We start from the raw sequence: 20823 nt of genomic DNA, 5'->3' as shown, positions 1-20823 counted from the left end.
AGCAGCTTCCTGAATTTCTCAAGAAGCTGCTTTTTAGTGCATTCAATGTTTACGTATTAAAAATACTGAGAGAATACCTTGATCATGTTTTCAAATATGGCAAGGGTAATCTTTTCACCAGGTTTGCACATATTATCAGAATCCACTTCTAGGACACCATCCTTAACACTTTCTCTCATAGGAAGGATATACCAGGCTCCTGGTACCAAATCCGCACATTTGTGTGGACTTTCTGGAGAATATCTCCTTCCGATAGCCTTGTATATGGTCTTTATTGCCTCTGCTTTTGTCATTTGTTGATCTGGACGGAATAATCCATTCCCATATCCCTGCATAAGCCCTAACTCTTTTGCAAGACAAATTTCACGAACAAATGGATGGTTTAATGATACATCTGGATAACATCTTTTTGGAACGACATCCGCAGCGCTTTTTCCAAGAAGATCGAGAATTACTGACGCAGCATATCCTCTCGTGAGCGTTTTCTTGAGTTCCTCTTCAGAAAAGAGTCTTCCCGGTTCAGTTGTATTGAATAATTCTTCTCCTCCCGGCTGAGTATTTTTTTCTTCCTGTAATGTCGGAGAAATAAGAACCGTGTAAAACGCATCCTTTGGACAAATTTCTTTTGTCTGCAAACTCGTACCACTTCCAGTTAATACTGTTCCACCAGCAGTAAGAACTATTTGAACATTTCCGTTGAGAGCAAGTGAAGAAACATCAGCACTGATGTGATATCCACCATTTGGGAGTTTTGTAGTAGTGATATTTTGGAGGGCACCGTTTACGGAAATGGAAAATGTAGAAGGACTTCCTGTGGTTACGCTATAGGAAATTTCTGAAAGATTTTTGAGCTCAGCTCCTTTTACCGGATAAATGTCAAAATATACCGGTTCGAGTGATGGAATTGGGCAAATAACCATTCCTCCTCCACTGCTTGGTGGTGGAACTTGTGGTGAACCTCCTGGTGGTGGACCATTCTCAGGTGGAACTTCTACAGGCTCATTTTTAAATGTACAAGTCATGTGATGCCCATCAGAAAGAGTCATCGCAACCGAACGAGTTTCATTGTTCACAACTACGTCTGGAGTTTCATCATGATCATCAATACAAGAAATGTTCGAGAATTTCCATCCAGGAGTTTGATTTTCTTCTTTCACTGTATATGATCCAACGGCTTTTGATTCAAACGTTTTTTGATCTTCATTCGCCTGATCGTTTACATTGAGGTCCAAAGAAAAAGTGCCGAGATCTCCTGAAAATTTAAAGTCACTATTCGTAGCTCCTTTTGTTAATTCTTTTTTGATAGTAATTGTTCCAACTTCAGGAGGAACCACTACCGGAGCATTGGTAAATGTACAAGTAATATCGTCTTCCAAAACAAGACTAATGGTCATTGGATTCGTTCCGTTTATTGGATGTTCAGCGTCATTATTCTTTATGCAAGTAGTATGATCAACCGTCCATCCCTGAGTGGCACTTTCTGTTATTGTATATGACCCAGCAGGAACTGATTCAAATGTTTTTACCTCCGGAATAGTTTCCGTGTCAGTATTAACATCTAAGGCGAACGGATCAACATAAGGTACAGAATCGTGAACTATTGAAAATGTAAACTGGTCGGTCGTTGCCTGAGATACCGCTTTTTGGATTGTAATTTTTGTTGCTCCATTCGGAGTTAAATCACACGCGTTTCCTGCCCCATCGCCATCGGTATCGGTTTGATCTTGATTTGGAACAAATTGACAGTTATCAGCTGGTTTTTGATCATTTGCTACGTCAGGAAAACCATCTCCATCGTCATCCAGATCACATGCATCTCCAAGAGAATCACCATTCTCAAAATTAGCATCGGTATTTTGTTGATTTGTATTTGGATCTAAGGGACAATTATCTCTTGCGTCAAGAATAGTATCTACATCGGTGTCTTCACAAGCATCTCCCGCAGAGGTTCCATAGCCATTTTCCTGACCGGGATTTGCAACAAGTGGACAGTTATCAGTCTCATTCAGTATTCCATCACCATCAGTATCATTCTCACATGCATCCCCAATTCCATCGCCATCGGTATCGGTTTGATCTTGATTTGGAACATATTGGCAGTTATCTGGATTTGGCTGCTCTTCTCCATTTGGAAGATCAAAAATCCCATCTCCATCATCATCTGGATCGCATGCATCTCCAAGAGAATCACCATTTTCAAAATTAGCATCCGTATTTTGCTGATTTGTATTTGGATCTAATGGACAATTATCACGGATATCCGGTATTTCGTCTTGATCAGTATCTATAGGTTCATTTGTAACTATACACGTAATATCCTGAAGATTCGCAACCAGATCAACAGTGAATGAAGAATTCCCAGTGAGATTTTTTTGTTCATTATCACAAGAAACGCCGAAAATTTTCCACCCTACGGTTTCAGATTCGGTCACTGTATATGACCCAACGGGTACAGATAGTAATGTTTCTTTCTCTGGAATCTCAGAAGTACCAGCGTTAACATCTAGCGTAAATGGATCACCATAAGGCATAGAATCATGATCTACTACTGAAAACCTAAACTGATCAGTCGTCATTTCTGTTATGTCTTTTTGAATCGTAATTGTGCCAACTCCATTTGGAGTTGGATCTACATCATCAGGGATTCCATCATTATCTGTATCTTTCTTATTTACAAATGTGCAGGTAATTTCATCATCCATTTTAAGATCAATAGTTAGAGGTCCGACATCTTGTGTTGTTCCATCACAAGAAATACCAAAAAGCATCCATCCCTGAGTAGCAGCTTCTGTTATCGTATACGAGCCAACAGGTGCTAAATCGAATATTTTTTCACCCAAGTATTGGTTGTTAGCATTAACAACTAAATTAAAGTCTTCGAGATCAGGGTTACCTTCAGTATTGCTGTCTGCTGTAAATCCAAATGTACCTTCTTCATTTGGGCTCACAGTTTTTTGAATCGTAATTTTCCCAATGCCATTCGGGGTTGAATCACAAACATCGCCTTTTCCATCACCATCGGCATCTTCTTGTCCTGAATTCTTATCATTTGGACAATTATCTCCGCCAAGTTCTGGATGCGCTGGATCAATATCTGGCACACCGTCATTATCTGTATCCTTCTTGTTCGTGAATGTACAGCTAATATTTTCATCTTTATCGAGATCAATCGAAACATATCTCTCAGCAATATGTCTTTCAGTTGTGTCAGACTGATCGTCAGTAACACATACGATGTCGGTCAAAATCCATCCATCGAGTGATTCCTCTGTAACAAAATGTATTCCCACACCTTTTGAAAACAATTTTGTGTCTACGAGTGGACCATCACCGTCATCGTTAAGAGTAAAACTGGCTAACGAATCACTCTGAAAGTCAAAATTTCGTCCATCTTCTGGAGTTGCAGATTTTACAATGGTGATATTTCCTTCTCCAAACGGAGTATCATCTTCATCATCTGGTGTGCCGTCGTCATCTGTATCCTTCTTATTATAAAAGGTGCAGACAATTTGTTCATGATTCTCGAGATCTACAATGATCATGTTGTTTTCATCTGGGGATTGCTGTTCGTCATTACATACAACACTTGAAAGAAGCCATCTCGGAGTATCAAATTCTTGCACGGAATACGATCCAGCGGGCATGTCTGGGAATACTTTTTGACCATTAGCATGTAGTGAAAAAGTATCGTTATCAAGACTACCTCCAAAAAAAGTGAAGATATTTGAAGTTTCTTCATCAGTAACTTTTTGAATAGTAATGTCTCCGACTCCGTTGGGAGTGTCATCTTCATCGTCAGGAATTCCGTCGCCGTCTGTATCCTTTTTATTGGTAAATGTACAGTTCATATCGGCACCTTTCATCACATCAAAAGTATAGTATGAATCCTCATCTGGCGTTTTTGATGTCCCATCACAAGAAACTCCCGAAAGCATCCATTCTGAAGGAACCAGTTCTTTCATTTTGTATGATCCAACAGGTATTGAGCTAAACATTTTAAAATATGGGGTCTCAGGATCACTATCAACATAGAGTGAAAATTCTCCAATATTCGGATTTGCATCAGGATTTCCGATGAATTTAAACTCTTTCCCATCGGCATTTGCTCCATCTCCTATTGCTTTTGTGATGGTAAGCTTCCCGACCTGAGTATTTGTAAAAGTACAAACAATTGCTTCGTTATTATTCAAATCAATATCCACTGAGTTTCCATTTTGAGAAGTTCCATGATCAGGATCATTACAGGAAATATGATCTAGTGCCCATCCGCTTGGAATATCGCTTTCTTGAACAGTCAAAGTTCCGGAGTGAGGAGAAAAAGCTTTGTAATTTAATAATGCCCCATCTGCATCATCATCAAGATCAAAATTTCCGAGCTCACCAGTAAAATGAAAATCCTGTGCGTCATCAGGTTGTGCATCTTTTACGATGATAATTCCCTTATCATCATCGGCTTCACACCCAGTGACATCATTATTTCCATTATCTACCTTACAAAAATCAAATCCCGCACCTCCATTTACAGAGTCACCATGCTCCTTAGCGGTAATAATATCGTTTCCATCGCCACCGTTTACAGTGTTATTTCCATTTCCAGTATCTACTCGATCATTTCCATCTCCAGCATCGACCCAATCATCTTTTTGCCCCGAAGTTATAGTGTCATTTCCTCCCTGAGCACAAACCGTATTTTTCCCATTCCCTGCATTAATGACATCATTGCCGTCTGTCCCCACGATGACATCATCACTATTGTCCCCCGTCAAAGTTCCTGCATAAGCATCTCCATTGTCAGGTTTTCCGGGGTGTACAATTACTCCCGCATTTACATATAAGGTAGCATCTTTCCCATTACACTGAGGGATTATTTGAACGGCTTCAGCTCTCGACACCGAAAACATCATCTGCATGCCAGCGAAAAGAAGCATCACGCTTCCGAAGATGCCCAGGAATTTACGAGAAAAAAAATGGTGATGTGTAGATTTCATAAGAATAAAAATAAAAATCCGAATAAAAAAATGAATGCGTAAGATTTTTATTTTTATTTTTTTTCGTGTGAGCCATTTTTAATTCTCTATGATTATGTCAACGATTCGTCGACGTGTCAATGATTTGTAATATTTTTTTCATCCATGCATGCGTGTGGTGGTTGATGCTAAAACGTACTTCGAGTATGCGTGTTCTGTCAAGAGTTTTGAACACAAAATTTGCACTTTTTTATCATATTTCTCAGCATTCAGTCTACAAACGAGGATATTGCCCTTCATAAAAATTTCTTTTACAATCCCAGCAACTTTTCCATTTTTTCCATGCTCGACATCAAAGCCATTCGTGAAAATCCAAAAGAATACCAAAGAAAGCTCGCTCGAAAAGGCGTTTCTGCTCATGCTGTCGCCGCAGTTTTGGAACTTGATGAAAAATATAGATCGCTTCTTAAAAAAGTAGAACAGGCAAAAAGTGAACAGAATAAAGTTTCGAAAGAAATGCCAAAGCTTTCCGGAGCAGAAAAGGAAAAAGTCTTGGCAAATATGAAAAAACTTTCTGAGGAAAAAAAAGAAGCGGAGATGGAACAAGAAAAAGTGGGAGAAGACCTCAAACATGCGCTTGAGGCGCTTCCAAATCCTCCGGAAGACAGTGCGCCAGATGGAAAGAGTGAAGAAGAGAATCAAGTTCTCAGAAAAGAAGGATCTCCACGAAAGTTTGATTTTACGCCACTTGAACACTCAGAACTCGGAGAAAAACTCAGAATTCTTGATTTAGATCGCGGAGCAAAAGTCGCTGGATCACGATTTTTCTTTTTGCGAAATGAGCTCGCCATTCTCCAAATGGCGCTCATGAACTGGGCTTTCTTGAGAATTGCAGAACTCGGATTTTCTCCAATGATTCCGCCATTTGTGACCCGAAAAGAAGCCATTTATGGAACCGGGTATCTTTCAAAAGATGAGAATTATGTCGTGAATCCCGGCGAAGATGATCTCTATCTCATCGCGACATCAGAAGTTCCGCTCACAAGTTTTCATGCCGATGAAATTTTGGAAGAAGACATGCTTCCCATAAAATTTGCCGGATATTCTCCGTGTTTTCGCAGAGAAGCGGGATCTTATGGGAAAGATATGAAGGGAATACTCAGAGTCCATCAGTTTGAAAAAATCGAAATGGTGATTCTCTGCAAACCAGAAGACAGTGCTAAGATGCACGAACTCATTCGGGAAGTCGAAGAAGCACTCATGAAAGAACTCAAAATCCCCTACCAAGTGGTCAATATTTGTACGGGAGATCTCGGAAATTCTGCGGCAAAAAAATACGATTTGGAAGCGTGGCTCCCGGGACAAAACAAATATCGAGAAGTCACTTCAACCTCTATTTGCACTGATTTTCAGAGCAGAAGACTGAATATACGCTATCGCAAAAAAGACGGAACTACCGATTACGTTCACACACTGAACGGAACTGCGGTTTCTTCACGCCCGCTCATTGCAATTCTGGAAAATTTCCAGAAGAAAAACGGATCGGTCGATATTCCGGAATGTCTTTGGAAGTTTACCGGGTTCAAGCGAATTGAACCAAAGTAATTTTGAGTTATGAATTAATTTTGACCATTGCTCAGTCAGGCCAGGAGGCGTGATCCGCACAAAATAGTTAAGAGCTAAAAGCTAAGAGCTAAAAATTATTTGCTTTTCGTTCTTCGCTCTTCGCTATTAACTCTTCGCTCTCAGTTTTTCGTATTTCCTACTTCCTTATTCCTACTTCCTTATTCCTACTTCCTTATTCCTACTTCCTACTTCCTGCCCCCTGCTTCCTCCCTGTCTCCCATACATATCCCGTCCGATGAATAGTGCGAATATGTTTCGATCCTCTTTCTCCGAGCTCTTTTTTCAAGTGAGCAATATGCACACGAAGCTTATTGAGCTGATCTCTGGAATAAGAAGTATCTCCAGAGGATCCCCAAACATGCTGAATGAGATCTTCATATGAATGGAGCACATTTGGTTTTTTGAGAAATCTTTCCAGAATAACCGCAAGAATATTTCCCAAAATTATTTCTTTCTCGCCAACTTTGAGTTTTTTCAACTTGAGATCGAGACAAAATTTTCCCTGTTTGAGAATATTCGTAGAATTCTGATCACACTTAAACCCGCGTCGTACCACCGCATATACTCTTGCGATGAGTTCTTTTGATCGCCATGGTTTTCGAATGAAATCGTCACCGCCAACATTAAGCGCATCCCATGGAGTAATTTCCCCAATTTTTTTCCCTGTGAGAAAAATGACCGGAGTTTGAATCCCTGCATCTCGAATTTCTTTCACAAGGTCAAGACCTTGTTTTCCGTGTTCATCCGACGTCAAATGATAATCACAAATAATGGCATCATACTCTTCAGTAAGGATGAGTGTTTTCGCTTTCTCGTAGGTATCACTCACCTCTACTTTCCACTTTTCTCGCTCCAAGTGATTTTTCACACTTCGGAGCGTCGCAAAATCGTTATCGACCACAAGAATTTTCATAGGAAGATATGGGAGACGGCAGAAAAGTTACGTTTTATTGTACCAAGATATCGAAGAGAAATATATAAAATTCGCTTGCTTCTTTTTGACAGTTCTGGAAAAACGCTCTAGCGCTTCTTGAGTGAGATACGCATCTCGTTTTTCTGAAATCTCACTTTTTGCGAGTACATCTCAAGAAGAGAGAGCGCAATCTGATATTCACATTCTTCGTTTGAAATATTTTTTTCAAAGAGACATTCTAAAATAGGTTTTTGAAAATTTCCCGCTGCAATATTTTTTGAGGAACGGAGAGAGAGAGATTTTGTTTTTTGATTGTACAAAAAAGCTATTGATGTGCCATCCAGAAAAACTTTTTCAAGAATTCTCTCAAGCGCTTCTCGAACGAAGTAGCGATCAAGAGAAACCATCACATTCTCTTTCGGAAAAGATGTTGATATTTTCTTCTTTCGAATTTCCTTCCGATGAAAGAGAAGAACTTCTTCCAGAAATTCATTCAAAAGAACTTTTTGGAGTTTAAATTTTGGAGAAATTCCCAAGAAAATATCTTCATGAGAAGCGAGAATAATTGCGCGGGACAAGAGATTCTGTATTCTCGATTTTTGTGATGGAGAAAATTTCATTTCTTCAAGCTCTATCTGCAAAAGCGTAAAAATGTTCAGAAGTTCGTGCCGGAGAATGGATTTTGTCTTCTTCATTTTTGCAAAAATAAAACCTTTATAAAAAATTTACCACACTTTGAAATTCTTTTCCTGTTTTTTCTTGTGGAAGATCTCCAGATTGTGTTTTATATGAACGTACATATTTTTGAAAATTTACTTTACGGATACAACATGAAAAAATCTTCGCAGAAAAAGGTATTGTTTTTAGAGGATGAAGAAGCGCTTGGACTTATTTATAAAAAAAAATTAGAGCAAGCCGGATACAGAGTATGCTATTCTAGGTCAGTTGAAGAAGCCGAAGAAGAGCTTAAAAAATGTACTCCCGATTTCTGTGTTATTGATCATGGAATAAAAGGAAAAGTAAAAACGGGACTTGATTTGGTGTCAGAAATTAAAAAAAAATTTCCGAAGGCAAAGATTATTATGTTGTCAAATTATAATGAATCACAGATGGAAGTCGCCGCATTAGCAGCTGGAGCAGATGCATATCTCTTAAAAATCGATACTCCTCCGAAAATTCTTATGGAATTTATGGAACACTCACTTCGGTAAAGCGATACAAAATGTCGCTCCCCCGCCGGGAGTATCTTCCACCCAAATTTTTCCTTTATGGAGTTCTACGGTTTTTTTGCAAATATAAAGACCGAGACCAATTCCCATTCCCATTGTCGCATTGGTGGTCTGGAATTTTTCAAATATACGTTCTTTATCTTTGTCCTCAATTCCTGGTCCGTTATCTTCGATTCGAATAAGAATTTTTTCCTTTTGTTCCCGAATTTCCAAAAGGATTTTTCCCTTGGCAGGAGTAAACTTTGAAGCGTTCGTGAGAATATTATGAATCACTTGGCGTATTTGTTTTTCATCAATGAGCAGTTTTACTTTTTTCTTAAAAGAATTTTTAAAAGAAAGTTCAATTTTCTTTACCATCATGAGCGACTTGAACTCTTTACAGAGTTGTTCCATAAATTCGCCAATGTCTTTTTTTGTGAGCGTGAGGGTAATTTTATTGAGATCAAACTGCTGTGTTTCAAAAAGCCTCATGGTGAGATCCTTGAGACTATCAAGTGAAGATCCCATCACTTTCATATTCTCGATCACCCCCGGCACGAGTTTATAAGATTCAATGGTGTCCTGAAGATGGAGAATCGCAATATTGAGCGGGGTGCGGAATTCATGCGCGGCAACGGTGATAAAGTCCGATTGCTGGCGCAGAAGATTTCTAATTTCCTCGTATTGTTTATGGAGTTTTTCATATTTTTGAGCGTTGTTGATAGCTACAGCACATTGATCTGCGAAAATTCGAAGCAACTGCATTTTTCGTTCTGGAAGATCTTTTTCTCGAAAACCAACCATTAAAACTCCAAGTACCGTATTATTTATAATACTTGGTGCGGTTATAATCGTTTTTAGCCCAGCAACTTTTTGGATCATTTTCGCAGTAAATTTGGAGACAACCGGCGTCATAAATTCCTCATATCTTTGACCGATAAACATTTTTTTTGCTGTAACAGTTCGAGCAGTAAAATTTTGAGGGTGTTTCAGGTCAAAAACATGATCTTCAAATTTTTTCCCGAGAAGTGGTATTACTTTATTTACAAAACTGTTTATTCGAGAATGAGTAGCTGGTCGTAAAACGTTTTCCCTTTCTTCCACAAGAAGAAGTGCTCCTCCAACACAATCAAGCGCTTCAATCATCATGTCCACAATTTGTTGAGAAATGGCATCAAGAAGATAGGTATTATTAATGGCCTGCATGATCTTTTGTATATTTTCAATATCAGAAAGATGCACAGGATTCGATTGCTTCTTATTTTTGGATGAAGCATCCTGATTTTGTTCAAAAAAATAGCCGCGAATTTTCTGAAGAAATGACATGCTGGACTAGCATAGAGAGGCAACTATTTTTGGTCAAGACTCATGAAAAAATTGAAATTTATACAGTGGCAAGACCTTTATTTAAATTTTCAAATATGGTTTGGTTTAAACACAAATGTGCGATATCGATTAATCGAGATATAGATGAATTATTAAAATTTCTAACAAGACCATCATATGCTTCTTTCCATAAAAATGAACTGCTTTGGAATAATTCTGGTCCTCCACCATTTCCACCAGCAATTTTATCAATAAGGTCAAAGAATTTTGGGAGACAGTATCCCTTTCTTAGGTTAGGAGATTCTTCTCCATAGTTTTTCTTTTCAAAAACAGCAATTGAAACTTTTTTCACAAGTTCTTTGCTTGTTTGAGAAGGAAGTTGAGCATCTTCTAACTCCTGAAACACCTCTTGAATTTGTTGCTTTGTAATTTTTCCTTGAATAATCCCAACAATGAGAACAATATTTCCTCCAAATCGTTCCACAATTTCCCTGAATATTGTTGCGTGATGATTCGCAATAGTTCCCATAAATTCAATAATCCTTCCAATTTCGTCTATTTGTTTCAATAATTCCTCAAAATTGAATTGTTGTTTCTGTTCTGGTGTAAGCTTTGTCCAAACTTGCAAAAAGAACCCTAAGAACATATATCGCATAAAAATATTAGACTGAATAACTTCGATATATTTTTGTGCATTTTCTGATTTACTGAGGTCTAATGCTGATGCACTCTCTTCGAAATCCTCCCGATATTGTAACGTCATTCCTCCTTCAGGTCCAGAAACGAGATTGCTTAAGTTCCTTCCCGCCTCAAGACGTAAAAGCATCTCTGCTTGTGCATTTCTCATCCTTTCTCGGACCATCTGTATCTGTCGATCATCTTCTCCTTCTGATGCTAAAGCTTCATCTTCTTCTTTCAAAGCCAAAGCCTCCTCCATATCATAAAGGACTGTTTGACACCAATTGCTCGCATCAGCAAATTGTCGGTGCGGTTTTTTCATTGCTTCACTTCTATACTTTTCTCCAATTCCTTGCTCAGAAATATCTGTAATTTCAGTATGCTTTGGATGACTCAATCTTTGCACTAATACCAAATCCTGAAGTTCACGAAGAGGAGTAGTATGAGCTGATGAATGCATTGTCTCTCCTTCATCTTCAGCAAAAATAACACTGAGAACCGCAATGATATCAGAATGGCGAGATAATTCTTTGTCATCTTCTGTTAATAATCCTGAGTAGTCACTTTGAAGTTTCGGAAAAACTGCAACATACGATTGCCGAACCCATGCAATCATAGCGATAAGATTTCGTTCTAATCCTTGTGAATCAAATTCTGGATCTGTCGTTGTTCCAGCGTACACACGAATAATACGAAGCCAAATATTTTCTACAATCCCAGAGAGTTCTCTCACTTTTTCTTTTCTCTTTTTTTTCTCTTGAAGTATTCTTTGAAATTTTGTTCTTTCTTGAGCAATTTGTTGAAAAATTTCTTCCAATGGATAAGAAGAAATCGCGTCAACTTTTTGATTTATTTCTTGATAATCTGCTCTAAAACGAGCTAAATCTATAAGCTTTCCTCCATTTTGATTATCTCCGTGCCGCCTTTCGGAAGAAAACCAAATTTTATTGCCTCGTGATAAAGTTGAAATATTTCCCAAGTATAAATGTGAAAGATGACAAAATAATTAGAATATATTATTGTCATATATTTTCCTCACTTGCAAGAAAATACTGAGAGTAATCGTATTATATTTTATAATTATTTAATAAATATTAACATTTATTTTCCATATAACAAATCTCACTCAAAATACACAAAAAAACCGATTCTTATCCGAATCAGTTTCTTCATTTTACATTTGGCATTTTTCACTGCCCTAACTTCCATGGCGTAAAAGAGGAATGTATTCCTTCTTCGTCCGCTAAAGCGAACTTCGAAGGACCAATACTAGGTTGAACGGCTTTCGCCGTGTCTCCCTAAAAGGAGGTGATCCATCCGCAGATTCCCCTACGGATACCTTGTTACGACTTAGTCCCAATCACTGGTTTTACCTTAGGAAGGCGTCCCGACTGAACCTTTATACAACAAAAAGCATAAAAACTCAGTCGGGACTAACCCTACTTCGGGTACCCCCAGATTTCGTGACTTGACGGGCGATTATCTTCTTGAAACTTAAGAATTGATGTTCCCACGTAGCGAGCGGATTTCCCGCACTACGCGAGCTCTAATGCATCTTTTGCTTCAGATTATAGATTCTCCGTAATCCTGATTCTTTGAGATGTTCCTTATTTTGGACCATCCTAAGAATCCGGCAAAAGATTCCAAAGTCATGTCTCTTTGATCGTAACTGCAAAGAGTTCTTTTTGAAAAACGGAACTATTATTTTTTCCAAATCACTTCTTTTGCCTACTTCATAGCGATAGCAATCCTGATGATTTGCTCTTTTATCGCCCTGAAAATAAACATTTCCACAACCAAAGAATTTTTTGAGCTCGTAAAGAATTTTTTTATCTTTCTCTATGAGTTTAAGAAAAAATCTTGGTTCAACTTTTGTTCGTCTTTGAACTTTTTTCGATACATCAGGATTTTTTACATAAGCTGTAAAACTCCCTTCTCCATCGACAAGCCCAACAATGTAATTTGGATGTAATTCCATATGCACTTGAGTGAATCCTTCATCCGATTTTGTATCGGAGTTACTATGATTCAGCTGACTTCTGACGCTGCGTAAGTTTCATTATCTGACTTGAGTGTATCAGAACAGCATCAGATCTCCTAGGGTTACACATTCATCTCTTCCTTGCATTCCAATGAACCTTTGTTTTGCATCTTCCCTACGCTCACCACCCACTCATAGGTCGATGCGGTTCTCCGTTATGAACGGATATATTGGACTACTTTTTGCTTTGAGATCCTTCAGACGTATCCTCGCGGATGTACGTCCTATCTTTTAGCTACGCTCTCCACGCGGGGAGAGGAGAAGATTTTAACTCCTTAGATGAGTGCGCTGCCTAGCGCTTTTATTGTGAGTACAAGATCCAGGAACATATTCAACGCCGCATGGCTGATCGGCGTTTACTAGCGATTCCAGCTTCATGGGGTCGAGTTGCAGACCCCAATTCGAACTGAGACCGGCTTTAAGGGATTGGCTCCGCCTTACGGCTTAGCTGCCCGTTGTACCGGCCATTGTAGCGCGTTTGTCGCCCAGGACATAAGGGCCATGCTGATTTGACGTCATCCCCACCTTCCTCCGATTTGAAACCGGCAGTCTCGTATGAAATAAGCAACATACGACGAGGGTTGCGCTCGTTAACGGACTTAACCGAACACTTCAAAGCACGAGCTGACGACAACCATGCAGCACCTGTCATTCGGTTCCCTAAGGCACCTCCGCATTTCTGCAGAGTTCCGAAGATGTCAAGTCCTGGTAAGGTTCCTCGCTTGTTATCGAATTAAACAACACGCTCCACCGCTTGTGTGGATCCCCGTCTATTCCTTTATGTTTTAGCCTTGCGGCCGTACTCCACAGGCGGGATACTTAACGCGTTAGCTTGGACACTTGGAAGGGATTGGACCTTCCAAACATCGAGTATCCATCGTTTATAGCGTGGACTACAGGGGTATCTAATCCCTTTCGCTCCCCACGCTTTCGATCAAGCAGCGTCAGGAAAGACCCAGCAGGCTGCCTTCGCTTTCGGTGTTCCTTCCATTATCTACGGATTTAACCCCTACAATGGAAATTCCACCTGCCTCTGTCTTCCTCTAGATGAGTGGTTTCCGATACAAAACCCCGGTTGAGCCGTGGGTATTTAACACCAGACCTTCTCATCCGCCTGTGATCGCTTTACGCCCAATGATTCCGGATAACGCTTGCACCCTACGTATTACCGCGGCTGCTGGCACGTAGTTTGCCGGTGCTTATTCCTGAGGTAACGTCAGAATTTCTTTCCTCAGAAAAGCAGTTTACGCCCCGAAGGGTTTCATCCTGCACGCGGGATTGCTCCGTCAGACTTTCGTCCATTGCGGAAGATTCCTCACTGCTGCCTCCCGTAGGAGTATGGGCCGTGTCTCAGTCCCATTCTGCCTGGTCGTGCTCTCACACCAGGTACCCGTCATAGCCTTGGTGAGCCGTTACCTCACCAACTAGCTGATAGGCCGCAGGCCCCTCCCGAACCGATAAATCTTTACCTAAGCTGAATATTAACTTTTATTTTTTCTGATGTAAAAATGCTGATGAAGAAAATTTTAAATTTTATAATTTTAAATTTTTAAATAATTTTTAAATTCTAATTTTTAATCAAAAGCAACGAGATAATTCATTGTTTAAACATTAAAAATTAGGATTTATTTAAAAATTACAAAATTTAAAATTTAAAATTTCTCAAAAACATCAGAAGAGTAAAAACTATTATTCAACCTAGGACCATCCGGTATTAGCTCCGATTTCTCGGAGTTATCCCTGAGTTCGGGGTAGGTTCCAACGTGTTACTCAGCCGTCCGCCGCTGACTGGTTGTTGGTTGTTGGGTATTGGTTGTTGGTTTTTGGAAACTTTTTGAATAAGAACATTCATTTTCCTTGCGAGGATCTCATAATTTTTTGAAAAATACTCGTATTCTTGACTTGGAATCATTTCTAGATCTTTCAAAAAATCTAAATGTACAAGAGTTTCATTCGCAGATCCTAATGCAATTTTTAAAAAATGAGCAAAATCTTTCTTGGAAGAATTCCTTCCAAATCCTTCTGCAATATTTGCAGGGATAGATTGACTTGATCTTCTGACTTGAGAACAAAGTTCATAATACCTTTTCGGATCTCCCAACAACTTTGCGATCTCAAGAGCAAGTTTATAGCCAATTTGATAGATCTCCAGATCTCTAAAATGCCTGATCATATTCTCAGATTATACATATTTCCAATAACGAACAACTAATAACTAACAACAAACAACCAGCCCGCTCGACTTGCATGTGTTATGCATCCCGCCAGCGTTAATCCTGAGCCAGGATCAAACTCTCTCGTTGAAACGATAAGAAATTTGCAAGTATAACGCTGGCGAACCAGCGTTACTCCGCTAAAGCGGAGCAAACTCTCTCGTTGAAGAAAATTCGAACACTGAATTTAAAATTCAGTATTTTACTAGCTTTATTAAGAAATAGAGCAATTCATTTTTTTGTTTACCCTCAGGTATGATTGCTGAATAAACCTGAGACCATTCCTCTTTTACGCCAGAGATGTTAAAGACCGTGAAGTAGCACTCAATTTCTTGAGCTGGGGTATCGTAGTCCTTTCGAAAAGTGGAGTCAAGAAATTTTTTGGACTTTTTACTGTTACGTCATTCTATCCAATCCTTTTTCAATATCTTCCACTAAGTCATGTGCATCTTCAATCCCTATAGAAAACCGTACGAGCCCGTCCGAAAGCCCAATTTTCTCACGTTCTTTCTTCGGAATAGAAGCGTGTGTCATGCTTGCTGGATGATCAACAAGAGATTCCACTCCTCCAAGACTTTCGGCGAGAGTGAAAACTTGAAATGAAGAAATCAGTTTTTTGACTTCTTCAAGGGAAAGGTTGAATTCGACCGATATTATTCCACTAAAACCACTCATCTGTCTTTTTGCAATTCTATGGGTATCATGACTCGGGAGACCGGGATAGTACACTTTTTTCACTTTTGGATGATCTTGTAAAAATAGTGCAATTTTCATGGCATTTGCTGCATGTTTTTCCATACGAACTCCTAACGTTTTCAGACTTCGACTGAGAAGCCATGTGTCGAAAGGGCTCGGATTCAGCCCAACTGCCATTCGGGCAAAATCCATTTGCTCTTTTATTTCTTGAGAATTGGTAATAATTGCACCGCCGATAACATCAGAATGTCCTCCGATATACTTTGTAGTACTGTGAAGAACAACATCAGCACCAAGCCTCAGTGGATTTTGAAAATAAGGAGTGGCAAATGTATTATCGACTACCGAAAGAATTTTATATTTTTGTGAAAGTTTTGTAATTGCCGAAATATCAGTTACTTTTAAAAGTGGATTTGTGGGGGACTCGAGAAACAGAATTTTTGGTCTTTTTTTCAGCGCATTTTCTACATTTTTCAGATCATTCATCGGCATAAATCTTGGTTCAACTCCAAATTTCTGAAATACACGAATAAACAGTCGATAGCTTCCTCCGTAGAGATCATCAAGAGCAAGAACGCTCTCTCCTTTGGATAAAGTTGAAATAAGTGCTGTCATTGCACCGAGTCCCGAGGAAAAAACTGTTGCATATTTGCCATTCTCAAGCGCTGCAAGAGTTTTTTCAAGGCAAGAAAATGTCGGATTTCCAGCTCGCGTATAGTCATATCCTTTGAATTTTCCCGGAGCTTCTTGGGCAAAGGTGGAAGTCATAAAAACTGGAGGGACTACTGCTCCCGTTGTTTCTTCTGGAACTTGACCGATATGAATTGCTTTTGTAGAAAATTTCATAGAAAAACAAAAAAATGAAAAATTAAATTTTGTAATTGTTTTTTATCATCCATTCATCATTGTAAAATTTACTTAAATATTTTATTCCATTATCAGGAATAACAGTGACAATCGTACTTGGTTCCGTGAGACTTTCCGCGAGTTTAAGAGCAGCCCACACATTTGCTCCACTGGAACCGCCGCCCATGATCCCCTCTTCTCTCGCCATTTTCCGAGCCGTATCAAAAGCATTTTGATCAGTGAATTGATACATTTCATCCACCACAGAAAAATTCATAGCATGAGCAATGTGATCTTCTCCAATTCCTTCTACCTGATAACTGCAGCTTCCATTTGAAGGGATTTTTCCCGTCTTGAAATATTCATAATAAATCGATCCAATTGGATCAGGCATATATATTTGTATGTTCGAATTTTGTTCTTTGAGAAATTTTCCTATCCCGCTTACCGTTCCTCCAGTACTTCCTGCAGCAACAAAATGCGTTACTTTTCCTTTCGTTTGTTCCCAAATTTCTGGTCCAGTCGTAAGATAATGGGCTTCTGGATTTTTCGGATTATCATATTGATTGATGCGAAAACTATTCGGTATTTCTTTCGCAATCCTTTTTGCCATATTCACATAATGATCGGGAGAGTCAGGTGATGCAGAAGTTGGTGTTACCACAATTTCAGCTCCGTATGCTTTGAGTGCATCTTGTTTTTCCTTACTCACTTTGTCGGGCATGGTAAGAATCACTTTGTATCCCTTCATGGCTCCAATCATTGCAGCTGCAGCTCCGGTATTTCCCGAAGTATTTTCCACAATGGTTCCTCCAGATTTTAAGAGTCCATCTTTTTCCGCATATTCAATAATATGGCTCACAATGCGGTCTTTAATGCTTCCACTCGGATTGAAATATTCCAGTTTCACAAAAATTTCAACCATTGGATTTGGGGATAATTTTTGAAGTTTGACGAGAGGAGTGTTGCCGATGATGTCGAGACTATTGTTCATAAAAAAAATAAAATACTAAAAAAAACTCTCGATACTTCGAGAGCAGGTATTGTGACGCAGACAAAACTTACGGCATCAGCAATTATGTTGCCCTCGAGCAATGCTCGATGGTACAACAACAAATGCAAGAAGCCGTAGGAATCATTGTGTCTATTTTCACGTTACCATTATATAAAAAATCAGAGGAGTTGTAAAGATAAATGGAGCGAACCTATTTTTTTTACATTTTTCTTTCATGTTATAATTCAGATGTATATTTTGTATCTATGAAAAAATTTTCCCTTCTTGTTTTTCTTGGCATCATAATTTTTTCAGGATGTGTTTTTCAAAAGAAAAATGCCTCTGAAATAACAAATTTTGCAGGATGCGTCAGTGCTGGATATCCAGTCATGGAAAGCTTTCCGCGTCAGTGCAAAACTCCAGAAGGAAAAATATTTGCGGAAGAAATGGCCCCTCAGGAAAAATCTTCTGATCAAATACGCGTGACTTCGCCTCAGAAAAATGAGGTCATCAAAAGTCCTCTCGAAATTACGGGTGAAGCAAGAGGACCGTGGTTTTTTGAAGCATCGTTTCCTATCCAGCTCGTTGATGATAAGGGAAACCTTATCATAGAGTCGTTTGCTGAGGCTCAAGGAAACTGGATGACGGAAAATTTCGTTCCATTTGTGTCGAAACTCGAATTTTCTGTGCCAACGGGCATTACAAATGGAGAACTGATTTTAAAAAAGGATAATCCTTCAGGGCTTCCGGAAAATGATGCGGAAATAAGGATTCCTGTGAGATTTTCGGGTGAATAGTACTTATTTCACCATATGTTCGGCGAAGTGTTTTTCATTTCGCCCTTTTGCTTTGCACCAAAGTCCAAAGACGGCGAGAGATAAATAAACTTAATCAGCGTTAGGAGGAGCGTAACATTCACAAATGTTGTCTTCGCATTTCTCACGATAACTAATAACTCCTCGACTGCCCAATTCATAACAATACGCTTTACAATCTGAACCTACTGTACAACTTGCAGAAGTTTCACTCTCATAACGGATATAATCCTTTGGTATTTTTGGATTACAAAAATCATAATTTTTAGGAGAAACTTCTTCTTTTACAATTTCCCCATTATTCGCATTGTAACTTACTTCGTAAATGTTTCCTTTTTTGGTTCCGATTTTTAATTTAATTATGGGAATTCCATTTGTATACTCCCAAGTGAATTCTGGTCTTCCCTGCAGAATAAGATATTTATCGAAATTTGGATCTTGATTAGAAAGAGTTCGAACCCCAGAAATCCAAGGATTTGAATAATCATATTCCGAAATCAGTTGTTCAGAGAAAAGACAAGGATATTTCTTTTGCACATCATCATATGACTTTTGGAGAATATCTAAATAAGGAATTTCGCTAAGATTTTCATAAGAAAGAACTTCTAAACCTGCATTGAGGGGAAGTGGTTTATTACTATCATTAATATCAACAGGTTTATAAAAAATTTGCTTTAATTTTGCCTTTACGATGAATCCTTCATCTTCATTTTTAATTTTTCCGACATTGATAAGAATTTTCGCCTTCATCTGCTCATCTTTTAGAGATGCAATGGCATTACATCCTTCAGGAATTCCACAATTATTGATGGAAAGTATTCCAATTTCATAAAAAAAATTATTGTCTTCGTCTTCTCCTGGAAACAATTTCATGCTTTTGATTATATCCTCAAAGACAGGGAAATGACTGCTGTCTCCACACATAACTGTAAAACGGTAATTATGCTTTTCCCCAATCACAACCATTTCCGGCACATTACAGAGACCGAATGTCATGTACTTGACAACTTCAAAATTATTGATAGTAGTCTTTTGTGGCAGATATGATTTATCCGTGAATTCAGAATTGAGGCTTTTTATAACTTCATCTGCACTTTTTGGCTCTTCAAAAGAGAGACCATAACGGCGACTCAACCATCCTTCGCCAAAATTAATGTATCCAAAACCTACCCATGATTCTTTCTCATCATAAGGGTTTATTCGATATGTTGCATTCCCCCCAGTTCTCATTGTACGGAAGATCTAATGAAATTCCCCATTTCTTACTCAAATAATTCCTTGATGTATTTGGATTATCCGTATTAAATTTTCCTCCGCAGTCTAAATCTCGCAAACGAAGACACTTATCCATAATTTCTTGAGTCAATAATTCCCTCGTAATGGAACAGGTTAAGATTCCGTTTCCATCAAAAAATGTTTTTCCTCCTTGAGATTCACAAGATTGTTTCACTTCCTCCTGTGATGGGATCCCATCATCTTCCACCATTTTTTGTTCAATGTTCACTGAATAAATTTTACCATTACTGTCGAAAACGATAAGCCTTCCATTTGTTGCCATTTTCAGCTTGGTTATAAACACCCATTGAACATCTTCTTCAAGTGCAGGATCGATAATTGTTTTATAAATTTGTAATTCCCACAATTTTTCACCTGTGTTTTTATCGAGTGCCTCAATAAATCCTAAATGCTCACGAGGTGCAATAAATTTTATCTCGCCATAGATTAATGGTTCAACATCCTTGGGAATAGCTATTTTTGCCTGAATATTAGGCTGTTCTGAAGAAGAAGCTTCACAAAAATCATAATTCTCAGGAGATATAATTTCTTTTATGAACTCACCAGTATCTCCATCAAATTGAAGTTCTATTTCTCCTTTTTGTAGATCACCTTCGCCATAAATTGTCATGTTTACTTTATAGATCACCTTTTCATTTATAATTTCCCAGGAAAATTTTTCCCCGCCTTTTAGCAACAAATACGCCTTATCTAAGAGACTAAGAGTATAATAATGATCAGAATATTTCCCGTCATATACATCCCGTGAAGGAGCCTGAACTAAAAGACAGGGATACTTTTCTTCTAGATATTCAATAACTTTTTTCGAATCAATATCCTCATAAATTTTATATGGAATTGCATTCAAAAATTCATAAGAAATGAGTTTTGTACGAAATGGATAAGTATAAGACTTGTCTCCAAAAGGATTCACATAAAAATCTAAAGTTTTTCTGACTTTTACTCGCACTACTTTCCCATAGTCATTCTTTCCTCCTATCTTCCCAATATCTATAGCAACTGCTGTCTTCATTTCAGAATCAAGAATTTCTGAATCTGGATAATATCCCTCAGGGATCATAACTCCTGGCGTAGCAAGAACTCCTACATACGTCCTCGGAGTAAACAAATATACAACAAAACCAATGATGGTAATTAAAATAAAGGAAATGGTAATAATAAAGAGTTTTTTCTTCATTTGTACTTTTTAAAAATTTTCTGAAGC

The 20823-nt window shown here is 38.5% G+C and carries 14 protein-coding genes and 1 other annotated feature; of the genes, 3 read left to right on the top strand and 11 right to left on the bottom strand.

Annotation, left to right across the window (positions count from 1 at the left end; translation table 11 throughout):
• Positions 1-56: 56 nt before the first annotated feature.
• Positions 57-4988, bottom strand: coding sequence for a thrombospondin type 3 repeat-containing protein (locus HZA38_01835; GenBank protein MBI5414233.1), 4932 nt, complete (start codon positions 4986-4988; stop codon positions 57-59).
• Positions 4989-5309: 321 nt separating this feature from the next.
• On the opposite strand from HZA38_01835, the gene serS reads away from it, so the two are divergent.
• Positions 5310-6572 carry a serine--tRNA ligase gene (serS, locus tag HZA38_01830; GenBank protein ID MBI5414232.1) on the top strand — a complete coding sequence of 421 codons (1263 nt, stop codon included), beginning with the start codon at positions 5310-5312 and terminating at the stop codon, positions 6570-6572.
• A gap of 199 nt (positions 6573-6771) precedes the next feature.
• Here the strand turns inward: serS and HZA38_01825 are convergent, their stop codons facing one another.
• Together HZA38_01825 and HZA38_01820 are read right to left on the bottom strand one after the other, a co-directional pair.
• Positions 6772-7506, bottom strand: coding sequence for a response regulator transcription factor (locus tag HZA38_01825; protein MBI5414231.1), 735 nt, complete (start codon positions 7504-7506; stop codon positions 6772-6774).
• A gap of 107 nt (positions 7507-7613) precedes the next feature.
• Positions 7614-8201 (bottom strand): hypothetical protein, encoded by a 588-nt coding sequence (locus tag HZA38_01820; protein ID MBI5414230.1) that lies wholly within the window; start codon positions 8199-8201, stop codon positions 7614-7616.
• Positions 8202-8336: 135 nt separating this feature from the next.
• On the opposite strand from HZA38_01820, the gene HZA38_01815 reads away from it, so the two are divergent.
• A complete protein-coding gene (locus tag HZA38_01815; protein ID MBI5414229.1) occupies positions 8337-8717 on the top strand; it encodes a response regulator in 381 nt (126 codons plus the stop codon).
• Here the strand turns inward: HZA38_01815 and HZA38_01810 are convergent.
• From HZA38_01810 to HZA38_01785, 6 genes are all read right to left on the bottom strand, one after another.
• Positions 8706-10040, bottom strand: a complete 1335-nt coding sequence (locus HZA38_01810; GenBank protein MBI5414228.1) for a GAF domain-containing sensor histidine kinase — start codon at positions 10038-10040, stop codon at positions 8706-8708. The genes HZA38_01815 and HZA38_01810 overlap by 12 nt on opposite strands.
• A gap of 58 nt (positions 10041-10098) precedes the next feature.
• On the bottom strand, positions 10099-11697 hold the full coding sequence (locus tag HZA38_01805) for a hypothetical protein (GenBank protein ID MBI5414227.1): 1599 nt from the start codon (positions 11695-11697) through the stop codon (positions 10099-10101).
• A gap of 321 nt (positions 11698-12018) precedes the next feature.
• Positions 12019-15056, bottom strand: a sequence feature (possible 16S ribosomal RNA but 16S or 23S rRNA prediction is too short).
• Positions 12265-12696 (bottom strand): LAGLIDADG family homing endonuclease, encoded by a 432-nt coding sequence (locus HZA38_01800; GenBank protein ID MBI5414226.1) that lies wholly within the window; start codon positions 12694-12696, stop codon positions 12265-12267. It overlaps the preceding feature by 432 nt.
• Entirely contained in the window at positions 14474-14932 is a 459-nt protein-coding gene (locus tag HZA38_01795; GenBank protein ID MBI5414225.1) for a four helix bundle protein, read from the bottom strand. It lies within the feature at positions 12019-15056.
• 312 nt (positions 15057-15368) lie before the next feature.
• Positions 15369-16514, bottom strand: a complete 1146-nt coding sequence (locus HZA38_01790; GenBank protein ID MBI5414224.1) for a PLP-dependent transferase — start codon at positions 16512-16514, stop codon at positions 15369-15371.
• A 22-nt stretch (positions 16515-16536) separates the two neighbouring features.
• Complete coding sequence (locus HZA38_01785; GenBank protein MBI5414223.1) at positions 16537-17508, bottom strand: cysteine synthase family protein; 972 nt, start codon at positions 17506-17508, stop codon at positions 16537-16539.
• Between the two features lie 266 nt (positions 17509-17774).
• On the opposite strand from HZA38_01785, the gene HZA38_01780 reads away from it, so the two are divergent.
• The gene (locus tag HZA38_01780; GenBank protein ID MBI5414222.1) at positions 17775-18305 is read left to right on the top strand and encodes a hypothetical protein; all 531 of its coding nucleotides are present in this window, start codon (positions 17775-17777) and stop codon (positions 18303-18305) included.
• 90 nt (positions 18306-18395) lie between these two features.
• Here HZA38_01780 and HZA38_01775 read toward each other — a convergent pair whose 3' ends face one another.
• Together HZA38_01775 and HZA38_01770 are read right to left on the bottom strand one after the other, a co-directional pair.
• Positions 18396-19553, bottom strand: coding sequence for a hypothetical protein (locus HZA38_01775; GenBank protein MBI5414221.1), 1158 nt, complete (start codon positions 19551-19553; stop codon positions 18396-18398).
• Positions 19510-20796: a hypothetical protein gene (locus HZA38_01770; GenBank protein MBI5414220.1), complete on the bottom strand. Its 1287-nt coding sequence runs from the start codon at positions 20794-20796 to the stop codon at positions 19510-19512. Before HZA38_01770 ends, HZA38_01775 begins: the two co-directional genes overlap by 44 nt.
• Between the last annotated feature and the right edge of the window lie 27 nt (positions 20797-20823).

Source organism: Candidatus Peregrinibacteria bacterium, assembly GCA_016220175.1.
In the GTDB taxonomy this organism is placed as follows: domain Bacteria; phylum Patescibacteriota; class Gracilibacteria; order CAIRYL01; family CAIRYL01; genus JACRHZ01.
This window is presented reverse-complemented; position numbering and strand designations above follow the sequence as displayed.

Bases quoted from the DNA above. Each gene is read 5' to 3' on its own strand.
- HZA38_01780 (MBI5414222.1), top strand. From the start codon at position 17,775: ATGAAAAAATTTTCCCTTCTTGTTTTTCTTGGCATCATAATTTTTTCA.
- serS (MBI5414232.1), top strand. From the start codon at position 5,310: ATGCTCGACATCAAAGCCATTCGTGAAAATCCAAAAGAATACCAAAGA.
- HZA38_01835 (MBI5414233.1), bottom strand. From the start codon at position 4,988: ATGAAATCTACACATCACCATTTTTTTTCTCGTAAATTCCTGGGCATC.
- HZA38_01795 (MBI5414225.1), bottom strand. From the start codon at position 14,932: ATGATCAGGCATTTTAGAGATCTGGAGATCTATCAAATTGGCTATAAA.
- HZA38_01800 (MBI5414226.1), bottom strand. From the start codon at position 12,696: ATGGAATTACATCCAAATTACATTGTTGGGCTTGTCGATGGAGAAGGG.
- HZA38_01810 (MBI5414228.1), bottom strand. From the start codon at position 10,040: ATGTCATTTCTTCAGAAAATTCGCGGCTATTTTTTTGAACAAAATCAG.
- HZA38_01790 (MBI5414224.1), bottom strand. From the start codon at position 16,514: ATGAAATTTTCTACAAAAGCAATTCATATCGGTCAAGTTCCAGAAGAA.
- HZA38_01775 (MBI5414221.1), bottom strand. From the start codon at position 19,553: ATGAGAACTGGGGGGAATGCAACATATCGAATAAACCCTTATGATGAG.
- HZA38_01825 (MBI5414231.1), bottom strand. From the start codon at position 7,506: ATGAAAATTCTTGTGGTCGATAACGATTTTGCGACGCTCCGAAGTGTG.
- HZA38_01815 (MBI5414229.1), top strand. From the start codon at position 8,337: ATGAAAAAATCTTCGCAGAAAAAGGTATTGTTTTTAGAGGATGAAGAA.
- HZA38_01770 (MBI5414220.1), bottom strand. From the start codon at position 20,796: ATGAAGAAAAAACTCTTTATTATTACCATTTCCTTTATTTTAATTACC.
- HZA38_01820 (MBI5414230.1), bottom strand. From the start codon at position 8,201: ATGAAGAAGACAAAATCCATTCTCCGGCACGAACTTCTGAACATTTTT.
- HZA38_01785 (MBI5414223.1), bottom strand. From the start codon at position 17,508: ATGAACAATAGTCTCGACATCATCGGCAACACTCCTCTCGTCAAACTT.